The sequence below is a fragment of the Pyramidobacter piscolens W5455 genome, from assembly GCF_000177335.1.
In the GTDB taxonomy this organism is placed as follows: Bacteria; Synergistota; Synergistia; order Synergistales; family Dethiosulfovibrionaceae; genus Pyramidobacter; species Pyramidobacter piscolens.
Genome location: NZ_ADFP01000016.1, coordinates 19,906 through 32,428, shown reverse-complemented (window position 1 = coordinate 32,428; position 12,523 = coordinate 19,906). Strand labels below are relative to the sequence as shown.

Annotated in this window: 11 protein-coding genes; all 11 read left to right on the top strand. The window is 59.8% G+C overall.

What is annotated here, in order from left to right; all coding sequences use genetic code 11:
* Positions 1-86 precede the first annotated feature (86 nt).
* The 11 genes from nadE (at position 87) to HMPREF7215_RS01295 (ending at position 12,451) form a co-directional block, all read left to right on the top strand.
* Positions 87-821, top strand: a complete 735-nt coding sequence (gene nadE, locus HMPREF7215_RS01345; protein WP_009163773.1) for an NAD(+) synthase — start codon at positions 87-89, stop codon at positions 819-821.
* Positions 822-881: 60 nt separating this feature from the next.
* Positions 882-1,637 carry a YebC/PmpR family DNA-binding transcriptional regulator gene (locus HMPREF7215_RS01340; protein ID WP_009163772.1) on the top strand — a complete coding sequence of 252 codons (756 nt, stop codon included), beginning with the start codon at positions 882-884 and terminating at the stop codon, positions 1,635-1,637.
* Entirely contained in the window at positions 1,621-2,139 is a 519-nt protein-coding gene (locus tag HMPREF7215_RS01335) for a crossover junction endodeoxyribonuclease RuvC (protein WP_009163771.1), read from the top strand. Before HMPREF7215_RS01340 ends, HMPREF7215_RS01335 begins: the two co-directional genes overlap by 17 nt.
* Positions 2,140-2,145: 6 nt before the next feature.
* Positions 2,146-2,757: a Holliday junction branch migration protein RuvA gene (gene ruvA / locus HMPREF7215_RS01330; protein WP_009163770.1), complete on the top strand. Its 612-nt coding sequence runs from the start codon at positions 2,146-2,148 to the stop codon at positions 2,755-2,757.
* A gap of 12 nt (positions 2,758-2,769) precedes the next feature.
* Positions 2,770-3,813, top strand: coding sequence for a Holliday junction branch migration DNA helicase RuvB (ruvB, locus tag HMPREF7215_RS01325; protein WP_009163769.1), 1,044 nt, complete (start codon positions 2,770-2,772; stop codon positions 3,811-3,813).
* A complete protein-coding gene (locus HMPREF7215_RS01320) occupies positions 3,749-5,224 on the top strand; it encodes a SpoIID/LytB domain-containing protein (RefSeq protein WP_083798212.1) in 1,476 nt (491 codons plus the stop codon). Before ruvB ends, HMPREF7215_RS01320 begins: the two co-directional genes overlap by 65 nt.
* A gap of 44 nt (positions 5,225-5,268) precedes the next feature.
* A complete protein-coding gene (queA, locus tag HMPREF7215_RS01315; RefSeq protein WP_009163767.1) occupies positions 5,269-6,318 on the top strand; it encodes a tRNA preQ1(34) S-adenosylmethionine ribosyltransferase-isomerase QueA in 1,050 nt (349 codons plus the stop codon).
* Between the two features lie 14 nt (positions 6,319-6,332).
* Entirely contained in the window at positions 6,333-7,328 is a 996-nt protein-coding gene (gene mltG, locus HMPREF7215_RS01310) for an endolytic transglycosylase MltG (RefSeq protein WP_009163766.1), read from the top strand.
* 31 nt (positions 7,329-7,359) lie between these two features.
* Entirely contained in the window at positions 7,360-8,493 is a 1,134-nt protein-coding gene (locus HMPREF7215_RS01305) for a GTPase (RefSeq protein WP_009163765.1), read from the top strand.
* Positions 8,493-9,848 (top strand): TldD/PmbA family protein, encoded by a 1,356-nt coding sequence (locus HMPREF7215_RS01300; protein WP_009163764.1) that lies wholly within the window; start codon positions 8,493-8,495, stop codon positions 9,846-9,848. The genes HMPREF7215_RS01305 and HMPREF7215_RS01300 overlap by 1 nt, the downstream gene beginning before the upstream one ends.
* 65 nt (positions 9,849-9,913) lie before the next feature.
* Complete coding sequence (locus HMPREF7215_RS01295) at positions 9,914-12,451, top strand: DNA translocase FtsK (RefSeq protein ID WP_050768842.1); 2,538 nt, start codon at positions 9,914-9,916, stop codon at positions 12,449-12,451.
* Positions 12,452-12,523 lie beyond the last annotated feature (72 nt).

The window sequence follows — 12,523 nt, the reverse complement described above, 5'->3', positions numbered from 1 at the left end:
GTCGTGGCGGCTTTTTTTCTGCCCTAAATACAGCGAGTGTGGTAAAATAAAACGTCATGTCGCATGAGTGAAGAGGAGGGGCTTCTGTGAGAGACGCCAGAAAATTGATCGACGCCATCGAAAAATGGATGAGCCAGATTATTTCCGCTTCCGGAGCCGGCGGCGCCGTGGTCGGACTGAGCGGCGGCATCGACTCGGCCGTGGCGGCGGCGCTGCTCAAAGGAGCGCTCGGGACGGAACGCGTGATAACGGTGTACATGCCGTGTCACAGCATTCCGCTTGACGGAGAGCACGCGCGCCTGACCGCCGAAGCGCTGGGATTGAAGATGCTGACGGTCGATCTGTCGGAGACTTATGACGTCTACCGGCGCACGATCGGCCGAGTCATGGAACCTTCCGCGCTGGCGGGGGCCAATATCAAGCCCCGGTTGCGCATGATCACGGTGTATTCCATCGCGCAGACGCTCGGATATCTGGTGTGCGGTACGGGCAACAAGGACGAGCTGACGGTGGGCTACTTCACCAAATACGGAGACGGCGGCAGCGACTTTATGCCTCTGGCCGATCTGACCAAAGCGGAGGTGCGCGCGATCGCGCGCGAAACGGGCGTGCCGCCTCCGGTCATCGAAAAACCGCCGTCGGCAGGGCTCTGGGAAGGGCAGACCGACGAGCAGGAAATGGGGCTGTCCTACGAAGTTCTCGACGCCTATGTTTCCGGGCAAACGATCGATGAGAAGAGCCGCAGGGAAATCGAGCGGCGCAAACGTATTTCGGAGCACAAAAGGAAAATGCCGCCGATCTGCGTTATCGACGCAGTTTGAGCGATTTCAAGCATGTTTTGCGGAGTGCGGCTCCTTAAACTTTTTATGAGGTGATTTTGTATGTCAGGGCATTCGAAGTGGGCAAATATCAAACATCGCAAGGCTGCGCAGGATTCCAAAAAAGGAAACGAGCGCCAGAAACTGATCAAGATGATTATCATCGCGGCCAAAGAGGGCGGCGGCGATCCCGGCATGAACGTGCGCCTCAAGGCGGCTCTCGAACGCGCGCGCGCTGCCAGCGTTCCCAACGACACGATCACCAGGGCCATCAAACGCGGCACCGGCGAGCTCGAAGGCGTGTCCTACGAAGAGTTGATGTATGAAGGCTACGGTATCGACGGCGTGGCCATCATCTGCGAGTCGCTGACGGACAACCGCAACCGCACTACGCCCGAGATCCGCGCCATTCTCGAACGCAACGGCGGTTCCATGGGAACGGCCGGCAGCGTGGCCTGGAATTTCGAGCGCAAGGGCAGCGTCACCATCGAAGGCGCGGTCGACGAGGATCAGCTGATGGAGGACGCCATCGACGCCGGGGCCGAAGACGTCGCCATTCAGGACGGGGGTGCCGCCGTGACTACGGATCCTTCAGCCATGATGGACGTTCGCGAAGCGCTTGAAAAGAAGGGCTATAAAATCGCCGACGCCGAAAACGTCTTCGTCCCCAAGACAACCGTGACGATCAGCGACGTGGAGAAAGCCCGCAAGATGCTCAAGCTCTTCGATTTGCTCGACAGCCACGACGACGTTCAGAACGTCTACGCGAACTTCGAATTTACCGACGAGGTGAACGAGGCCATTGCCAGCGACGACTAAGGGGCTTGTCTGCCTGGGGATCGACCCGGGCATCGGCCGCCTCGGATACGGTTTTGTGTGCCAATCGGGAAGCTCCTATCGGGCGCTGGCCTATGGGTGTCTTGAGACGCCTCCCCATCAGGATACGTCAGTGAGAATCAAAGCGTTGTATGACGGAGTGAGGGAGCAGATTGAAAACTGCTCCCCTCATTTTATGTCCGTCGAAAGACTCTATTTCGGACAGAACCGTACCACTGCCGAAGCGGTGTGGCAGGTTCGGGGAGCGATACTGCTGCTGGGAGCGCAGTATCGTCTGCCGATTATCGAACCCAAACCGTCGGAAGTGAAGCTGACGGTCTGCGGCGACGGCACGGCGGAAAAACGTCAGGTGCAGCTCATGATTCAGCAGCTTCTGAATCTGCCGGAAATTCCCCGTCCCGACGACACGGCCGATGCGCTCGGTATCGCCTTGGCCGGTCTGGCGATCGTCCGCAGTCCGCAGTATGCCTATGGAAGGAGATAGCCGGCCATGCTTGCCAGCATCAGAGGGAAGGTTGTAGAAAGGTCCGAGTTTACGGCCGTCGTCGAGTGCAACGGGTTCGGCGTGGAGGTCCTTTTGACGCGCCGGGCCGCGGAGCGGTGCGAACTCGGAACGCAGGTATTTCTTTACACCCTGTTGCAGGTAGGCGACGCCGGCATTGTCCTTTACGGCTTTGCCGACGATACCGAACGCCGGACGTTCAAACTGATGATTTTGACCAAAGGCGTGGGCGGCAAGGCGGCCATTTCCATCCTTCAGTATCTTTCCCCGGCGGAAATCGTCGCGGCCGTGGAGCAGAACGACATCAGGCTGCTGACCTCGGTGCCGGGAATCGGCAAAAAAACGGCCGAACGCATCTGTTTCGAACTTTCCGACCGCATTCATAAAAAAGGTTTTATCCAACTGACAGGCGAATTTCACGGTGCGCCTGCCGGTGATCGCCAGGCGGCCGCCAGCGTGCTCGACGCCCTTGAATCCTTGGGGTTCGACCGCGCGTCGGCCGTACGCGCCTATAAGTCGGTTGTGGCTGAACAGGGAGAAGCTCTTGGCGAAAGCGAGACCATTATGAGCTGCCTTCGTATCCTTCAGCCCCGCAAGTGAGGTTGATGCGCTTTGGACAAAGAAAACATTCGTCGCGGTTTCGATCTGCCGCCGCTTGAGGAGCTCAAAGAGCGGGAAGACGAAAGGGGCCTGCGCCCCCTCCGGTTATCCGATTTCAACGGCCAGACGGAGATAAAATCCAAGCTGGAAGTTTATATCCAGGCCGCAAAAAAGCGCGAGGAAGCGCTGGACCATCTTCTCTTTTACGGACCTCCCGGCTTGGGAAAAACGACTCTGGCCGGCATCATCGCCCATGAAATGAACAGCGAGCTGCGAGTGACGACGGGGCCGGCGCTGGAGAAGCCCGGCGATCTCGCCGCGATCCTCTCCAATCTTCAGGATCACGACGTGCTTTTCATCGACGAGATCCACCGTATGTCCACGACGATCGAAGAAGTGCTGTACTCCGCCATGGAGGACTTTACGCTTCACATCATCGTCGGCAAGGGGCCGCTGGCGCGCAGCATTTGTCTGAACCTGCCGCATTTCACGCTGGTGGGGGCCACGACTCGCCTGGGGCTGCTCAGCGCGCCGCTGCGCGCCCGCTTTGGCATCGTCGAGCAGCTGCGGCTTTATACGCCGGAGGAGCTGTGCGTTATTCTCGACCGCGGCGCAGGCGTGATGAACATGAAGGTGGAGCCCGACGCCCGCCGCGCGATCGCTAACCGTTCGCGCGGGACGCCGCGGATCGCCCTGAGGCTGCTGCGCCGCGTCCGCGATTTTGCCGAGGTGGCCGGCGTGCCGACCGTTGAAGCCGCTTTGGCGGAACGGGCGATGGATACGCTCGGGCTTGACGGGCTCGGCCTGGACGACGGCGACCGCAAAATACTCGACGCCATCGTCAGCCTTTTCGACGGCGGCCCGGTGGGGCTTTCGACCCTTGCCGCCGCGCTGAACGAAGAACCTCAAACGATCGAAGACATCTACGAGCCCTATTTGATTCAAAAGGGCATGATCGAACGCACCCCCCGAGGGAGGAAAGCAACGGAAAATGCGTACCGTTATCTTGGAAAGACGCCGCCCCAAGCGGCGCCGGATCAGCTGGAACTGCTGTAAAAAGATTTGTCTCGCCGTGATTTTTTTCTCGCTGTGCCTCTGCCTTTCGGCTCAGGCGCAAGCGCGCTGGATTCGCGTAGGGCTCATGACCGCGCCCTCCGCGCCGATTTCCGGACGCGGCTTGAGCGGCAAGGATGGGGGCGGCCGACGCTTTTCGCTGCCGGCGAGTTTCAACACTCAGGCGCGCGGCTCGAACGTCGTCATTCAGGGAAAAAGCTATGCTTCGCCTGTGATCGTGAGTTCGCCGCACCAGATCCGCTGCGGCAAAGTCAACTATGAAGGAGAGCTGGTGCTGCGGGCCCGCGCCGGGCAGATAACGGTGATCAACCGTCTTGACGTTGAAAAATACCTCCGCGGCGTCCTCGGCTATGAAATCAATCCGCAATGGGGCGCGGAAGTCCTCAAGGCGCAGGCGGTGATCTCCAGGACCTATGCGCTGGCACAAATGGGGCGTCATGAAGCCAGCGGTTATGACGTTTGCACGACCGACCATTGTCAGGTCTACCGAGGCACGAACGTGCTCCACGCCTCGACGGACCGCGCGATTGCGCAGACCCGCGGCCAGGTCCTGACGTACAGGGGCGGTTTGGCGCACACCTTTTTCTGTTCCGACAGTGGTGGCGCCACCGCTGATGTCAGCGACGTGTGGGGCAAAAGCGTCCCCTATCTGATCGTTCGCAAAGAACCCTTCCCCTCTGAATCTCCCAAGTCCCGCTGGGAGGCCTCTCTGTCGGCGGGCGAGATCCAGAACGCTCTCGCCAAAAAAGGAAAAAGCGTGGGAACGTTGTCGCAGATCGCCATCGAGCGGCGAGACGCCGCCGGGCGTGTGACGGCGCTGAGATTTACGGGCTCTGCGGGAAGCTCCGTGCTCAGCAGCGCGGCCTTTCGCACCCTGATCGGCGCGAAGAAAGTGCGCAGCACGTTCTTTGAGTTTTCCCCCGGGGGCCCGCGTGCGGCCGGCGTTCCCGAACCCACTCGGCGCCGCGAGGCGCCCCGTACCGCGAAAAAAATCGCCTTTGACGCGACGCCTCTGACGGCGGCTGAAGACGCGCAACTCAAAGCGCTGATCGAGCAAAAGAAATTCAACGTCGACGAACGGCTGGACATGATCCTCTATCCCGAGCGGCGCCGAAACTACCTGTATAAAGCTTTAGGCGTTGAGGCGCCGGAAACGGAGCGAAAACAAGAACCGCTCGAACAGCCGGCGGAGACGGTGAAGCGCATTCCCGATCCGGGCCGGACGGCGGCTTTCGTCAACCTCGCCGGCGGCAGCGTCACATTATACGGGCGCGGCTGGGGGCACGGCGTCGGCCTCTCGCAGTGGGGAGCCAAAGCGATGGCGGATCGAGGCTGGTCAGCGGAGAAAATACTTGAGTTTTATTATCCCGGCACGGCAATCCAAAAGAGATGAAGAGATAACGTACGGCAAACCTTTACAGGAGTGACCTTTTGTTAATGACGCAGTGGAACTTTTTCGACATCAATACCTATGATTACGAACTTCCGCCCGAGCTGATCGCGCAGAAACCGGCGGAACCCCGCGACCGTTGCCGTCTTCTGGCCGTACGCCGCGCGGACGGGAAGCTGTTTCATCAGCATTTCCATGATATTCTTCAGTGGCTTCGCCCCGGCGATGTCCTTGTGCGCAACGACACGCGCGTTATGGCCGCGCGTGTCGAAGGCGTGAAGGTCAACGGCAGCGCCCAAGCGGAGATCCTTCTGCTGCGTCCGGAGGATGACAGCGAAAAATGCTGGGAGGCCTTAGTGCGTCCCGGTCGCAAGTTGCCCGAGGGCGCCCGGGTACGCCTTGACGGCGACGTGGTGGTCACGATCGGGGCCGTCAAAAGCGAAGACGGCGTGCGCCGCGTCATTTTCCCCGCCGACTGCGATGTGCGCGCTTTGGCCGAGGCAAACGGCTCGATGCCGTTGCCTCCTTATATTCATGAGCGCTCGTCGCGCCCCGAAGATTACCAGACCGTTTATGCGAAGGATCCTCGTTCTGCGGCGGCGCCGACGGCCGGCCTTCATTTCACTCGCGAGCTGCTCCGGGAAGTCGCTGGCCGCGGCGTGACGATTGCCGACATTACGCTCGAAGTCGGGCTGGGGACGTTTCGCCCCGTCAAAACGGAGGACATCCGGAGACATCATATGCATTCCGAACACTGCGTCGTTCCGCAGGATGCCTACGACAAGATCGTCATGGCCAAGAAGAACGGAGGGCGCGTCATCGCCCTTGGCACGACCGTGGTGAGAACTCTCGAAGGCATGGCCGCCACTTCTGCGGGCCTTCGCCCGGGCGTGCTGGAAACAGGCCTCTTTATCTATCCCGGGTTTAAATACAAGGTCGTGGACGCGCTGATCACGAATTTCCATCTTCCCAAGAGCACGCTGATGATGTTGGTCGCGGCCTTTGCGGGTTATGACCTGACCATGAAAGCGTACGCCGAAGCGGTGAAGGAGCGATATCGCTTCTTTTCGTTCGGCGACGCCATGATGATCATGTAAAGGCAGGCGCCGCGATGAAAAAAATTTTTGGACCAGCCCTTGCGCTTGTTTTTTTCGGCGCCGTCGCCGCGTATCACTGGAAGCCGTCGCAGTGGAAAGACGTCTTCGTCATGCCGTTCCATAAGGACGAGAAGACGGCTCAGCTCTTTCTAAAAGAGGGAGAATCTCTGCGCCACTTTGCACAAAAGATCGCCGAAGAAAAACTCGTTGCCGACCGTCGCAATCTGCTGTATTGGCTCGGCAGGAAGGGCGCCGATCGTTCGCTTCGCGCCGGGGGATATCACATATCTTCCGGCCCTTCCTGGTATGTTGCTGAACAGCTGAAGAATGCCGAGCCTTCGTACTTCAGCGCGATGATCGTTCCCGGCGCGCTGCCGCAAAAGCCCTTTTCGCTGGGAAGCGACGAGGCGCAGAAAGCGGCCCTCAACGACCTCGGCAACTTTCCTGCGGCCATGCGCGACATTTTGCCCGACGCCGCCGAAGGACGCGCCGCGTTCCTTCTGCCCGAGACCTATTCCCTGACGGAGGCATCTCTGCCGGATCTTGTCAAGCAGGCGTCGGCGGCATGGTACGCCCGTTTCGGCGCGCTGCTGACCGATAAGGACAACGCGTTGCGGACGGCGGTGATCGCCTCTCTGTTGCATCGCGAGGCGCAGATCGACAGCGAATATCCCGTGATTGCCGGAGTGATCGAGAACCGGCTGGCTCAAAACATGCTCCTGCAGATCGATGCCAGCGTCGTCTACGCGTGGTATCTGCAGAAAGGCGAAACGCTGAAGCGCGTGCTGTTCAAGCACCTCGAAGTGGACTCGCCGTACAATACCTATAAGACCGCGGGGCTTCCGCCGCTTCCTGTCTGCGTTCCCTCGGCGCAAGCCTGGGAAGGCGCGCTGGCGCCCGAGAAGAACGATTTTCTCTATTATGTGGCCCGCGGCGACGGAAGCCATCGTTTTGCCAAAACGGAAGCCGAGCACCAGAAGAACGTGCTGCTCTATCGCAAAAACAAATAATTCGTGGAAACAGAAAAAGGAGACGCTTCCGATGGAAGGAAAGAGACGCTGCCCCGGCTGCGGTGCCGTTTTTCAGAGTGTTGACGAAAATCTCCCTGGCTATCTTGTGCCGGGCAAAAATCCCGACGAAGGCGTGCTTTGCAAACGTTGCTTCCAAATGAAACATTACGGCGTTTATCGCAAAGCTCTGCTCGCTGACGCGGGGATTCAAAAAGATATCAGGGCCCATGCGCTGGGCGCCGCTGCTTTGTTTCTTGTCCTTGACGTGAGCCGTCCGGAGATTTCCCTGCCCGATCTCGACTGGGCGGAAAGCATGAAAAAGCCTGTCTTCGTTATCGCCAACAAAATCGACCTGCTCGAGCCGTGGACGACCCGCAAGGACGTGCTGCAGTGGCTGTCGGAACGCACTGGCGTCCGCAAGGAGCAGATCCTTCTGGTCTCGGCGCAGAACCGCGGCGACATGGCCGAACTGCGGCGGCACATCGAGGATACGTTCGATGCCGACGACCGGCTCCTTTTTGCCGGCGCCGCCAATGTCGGCAAGAGCACGCTTCTCGGCGCGCTTTTGAAGAATGAAGTGCCGACGGTATCTCGTCTGCCCGGCACGACCGTGGGACTGACGGAATACCGGATGGTGAACGGTCCCGTTCTGGTGGACGCCCCCGGTTTGAAGGGGGAGGATCCTTTTGTTCCCGTGCTCTGTCCCGATTGCCTCGCCGCTCTTTCGCCGAAAAAAAACTTTCAGAGCAGCATCGAGGTGCTGAAAACCGGTCAAACCGTTTTTTGGGGCGGCATGGCGCAGCTTACGGTCGCGGATGCGGGCGAGCGCGGCTGGGTTCGCCTGGGGATTTTCGCTCCTGACAGCGTCACGATCCATCGGACCCGCGAAGAACGCATCGACGGCCTGATGAAGGATCATGTCGGCGAATTGCTGGTGCCGCCGTGCCGCAAGTGCGCGGCGAAACTGCGGACGCAGAGCTGGCGTGAAGAAGAGTTCCGGATCCGCCCCGAAGAAGATCTGGTCGTCCCCGGCATCGGCTGGGTCGCGTTGTACAGCGGCGCCTGTACGGCGAAGTTGCGCGCCCCCGCGTTCGTGAAGGGAGTCCGGCGTCCCTGGCTCATTCCCTCGCCGGCGCGGCGCCAGCAGGGGAAGAAGAAAAGTTAATGGCCGTTCTGAAGGACTGTGCGCAGTTTTTGAGCGCTCTGCCCGGCATCGATTGGGGCGATCTGTACTTTCAGCGCTCCGCCTCGCGCAGTTTGTCTTACAGTGACGGGAAAGTCGAAGAGGTTTCCAGCTCTTCATCCGCTGGCTGCTCTGCCCGTTTGCTGAAAGGCAAGAGCTCGGCTTTCGCCGTGGTTTCCGGCATCGAACGCGGCGGCGCGGCGCGGGCTCTCGGCGAAGCGAGCCGAATCGCCGCGGTGAGGTGCGGAAGCGTTCCCGATGTGTCTTTTCCGCTTGAACGCGTGCAGGCGTTCTTTCCGGAGAACGTGGATTTTTTCGGTGAAACCGACCGGCGCCTGCGGGCAGAGTGCGGTTGGATCAGGCAGATCACGCTGTCCTGCTCCGCAAACGCGCGCCGGTACGTCGTCGTTTCGCCGGAAGAAAGCCATGCCGGGGAAGCGGAGCATTGTTCTTTTGCCGCCGAGGTGATCGTGGAACGCAATGGGCGTCTGGAAAGCGGTTACGGTGCTTTTTCTGTGTCCGGAAGCGCACGAAAGTTCTTTCAGGAGCTTGCCGCGGAAAATGTGGCCCGCAGGGCTCTCCAAGAGGCTTTGGTCAACCTCGAAGCGGTGGAGTGTCCGACGGGCGCCATGCCGGTGCTTTTATCCGACGAAGCCGGCGGCACCATCGTCCATGAGGCCTGCGGACATGGGATGGAAGCCGATCTGGTTTTCGAGGAACAGTCCTCCTTTGCGGGGAAAATCGGCAGTCAGGTCGCGGCGGAGGACGTGACGGTCGTTGACGACGCGTCGCTTCCCGGACTTTACGGTTCTTTTGCCTGCGACGACGAAGGGACGCCGTCGCGGCGGACAGTCCTCATCGAACGGGGAATTCTGAAAAATTACCTGACGGACAAACGTTGTGCGCGCTTGTATGACCTGCCTTTGACCGGCAACGGTCGGCGCTCGTCCTACGCCAGCCTGCCGATGCCGCGGATGAGCAACACCTTTGTGGCCGAAGGGCCCCGCGAGCAGGGCGAGATGATCCAGAGCGTTTCCCGCGGGCTCTTCGTCCGCCGCATGGGCGGCGGCGAAGTCAACACGACGACGGGGGAGTTCGTTTTCGACGTCACGCAGGGCTGCCTGATTGAAGATGGAAAAATAACGCGCCCGGTCAAGGGCGCTTCGCTGATCGGCCGCGGTATCGACGCACTGATGGGAATCCGCGCCGTCGGCAAGAGGCTCCACATGGAGCCGGGAATGTGCGAAAAGGAGGGACAAAGCCTCCCTGTCACAGACGGACAGCCATCGCTGCTGATCGATGGGCTTGTCGTCGGAGGGACGGCCGCTGATAGATGATGAGTTCGAAAAATCGCTTTAAATCGCGTCGGCGCGCCACAAAAACTCAGTCTGCACGTGGCAGGATGGCAAAGCGCGGTTTTGAATTCGGCGCTCTGTTCCGTCTCTGTCAGATTTTTCTGGCGGCGATCCTGTTGTATGTCACGGCCTCGCTGTTCACCAAGGGCGCCGGCGTGTTGGGCAAAGATATGGCGAGCTGCCTGCTGCAGCTGGCAGGCGGCGGTCTTGTGCTGCTGCTGTTGCATTTTTTCTACGGCCTTTTTTGTTCTTTGCTGTACCGTCAGGTTCATTCCGTTTTCAGCCAATGGATGGGAACGTTTTGTCTTTACGGCGCCGTCAGTCTGTTCCTGGGAATGCTCAGGCGCATCGGAGCCGGCGAAAGTATCGGCCTTCTCAGTCCCGGCATTCTGGGGAACGTCTCTTCTCAAGTGCTGCCCCGTTTTATCGGCGTGATCGGGACAATGCTGACGGGGCTGTGTCTTGTCGGGCTGGCGGCATTCAATTACGGACATCTCAACGCGGCTCGCATTGCCTGGCTCCGCGAGCGTTTGTCGTTTGTTCACGCGCCGCGCTGGCGTCGCCAAAAAGCGCCCCAGGCCCCCGCTTCTGCGCAAACCGAGGGAGAAGCCGAGCCGGCACAGGGTGAGGTCGAAGCGGCGCAGCCGGAAAAAAGCATTTCCGAAGAGACGTTGCCCAGCGAAGAAGTCGAGGCCGTCGCTTCTGAAGCGGAAAGTCCGCTGCAAAACGAGAGCCCCGGGAAAACAGGCTTCTGGGCCTCGCTGGGCGTTGCCGTGAAAGCGCTGTTCGGGCACGGCAAGAAGGAACATGAAAACGGCGAGATCATCGACGAGTACGCCGAGCAATACGCCGACGAACAGGGAGAAAACGCTGAAAGCGAAAATTACGGCGGTTACTTTGCCAACGTGCCCCAGGCCGATCGCTATGGCCATGAAGCGACGGGGACGCGGGAAGATGAACTTCCCGAAACAAATGGCGAAAATGCGTTCGCCGCCGGCACTTTGGGAGAATCCGGAAGCGTTGGCGAAGCGGAAAGCGCTTTTGCCGCGGCCGGTTCCGTGCCGATCAGCAAAAAGCCTTCCGTGGAAGTGGAACCGTCGGGAGATCTGGTCGGGACGGAGAACGTTCAGTTCTGCGCGGGACGCCCGATTCCCGCGGGAAGTTTCCCGCCGCCGCTCGATCTGCTCGGGCCGCATCGGGACATCGAAGAGGTCATCGACGATCGGCAGGCGCAGGAAAACGGACAGAAAGTGATCTTGTCGCTTGCCGATTTCGGCGTTTCCGCGGAACTGAAGCGCACGATCATCGGTCCGACGGTCGTGCAGTATCAGATCCAGTTGGCCCCGGGCATCAAGGTCAGCAAGGTGATGGCTCTCGGCAACGACATTGCCGTGGCGCTGGGCGTCTCTTCGATCCGAGTGGAAGCGCCGATCGTCGGCACTTCGTATATCGGTATCGAACTGCCCAACGTCAACCGCCGTTCCGTGCCGCTGCGCCAGATCCTGGAAAGCGATGTTTTCCAGAGAACGAAACTCAAGCTGCCGCTGCCGCTGGGGCAAACGGTGGACGGCCGCATCCTCATCTCCGGTTTGGAAGACCTGCCGCATCTGCTGATCGCCGGAACGACGGGATCGGGCAAGAGCATTTTCGTCAATAACTGCATCGTCTCTCTGTGCTATCACAACACGCCCGCAGAGCTGCGCTTCATCATGGTCGACCCCAAACGGGTCGAAATGGGCATCTACGAGTCGCTGCCGCATATCCTCGCCAAACCCATCGTCTCGGCGGCAGGGGCCGTGCATGCTCTGGCCTGGGCCGTGCGCGAGATGGAACGGCGCTACAACGTCTGCTATCAGGCGAAAGTCAAGGATATCTTTTCGTACAACAGTAAGGTCCTTCCCAAGGACCGTCTGCCTCATATCGTGATCATCGTCGACGAGCTGGCCGATCTGATGATGACGGCTCAGAAAGAAGTGGAAGACTGCATCATGAGCCTGGCGCAGAAGGCGCGCGCCTCCGGGATTCATCTGATGCTGGCGACGCAGCGCCCTTCCGTCAACGTGCTGACCGGAACCATCAAGGCGAACATCCCGGCGCGAGTGTCTTTCGCGCTGCCGTCGGCGATCGACTCGAAAACCATTCTGGACAAATCCGGCGCGCAAAATCTGCTGGGCAAGGGCGACATGCTCTTTGTCAGCACCAAAACGCCGCATCCGCTGCGGATCCAGTCGCCGTTCCTGGACGAGCAGACGAACATCAGGGTGGTCGAATATCTGCGCAATACTTTCGGCGATCCCGAATACGTCGATCTGGAAGAGCCCAGTGACGAAAAGGGTGGGAATTCTTCCGACTTTCTTGAAGATAACCGTCTTGAGGAAGCCATCAAGATCGTGCTCAGCACCGGCGTGGCATCGTCGAGCGGGCTGCAGCGCCAGATGCGCGTCGGTTTTACCCGCGCCGCCCGCATGGTCGATACGATGGAGTCCATGGGCATCGTCGGGCCGCAGCATGGCGGCAAACCCCGGGAAATTCTGGTGGACGAAGCGGAGGCCTTGGAGATTCTCGAGCAACTCCGCGGCGAATAGAAAAAATGACGGTGAAAAAGTCTGCGCCCGATGGGGAGCAAACTTTTTCATCGTCATGGCAGGAGTCGGGTA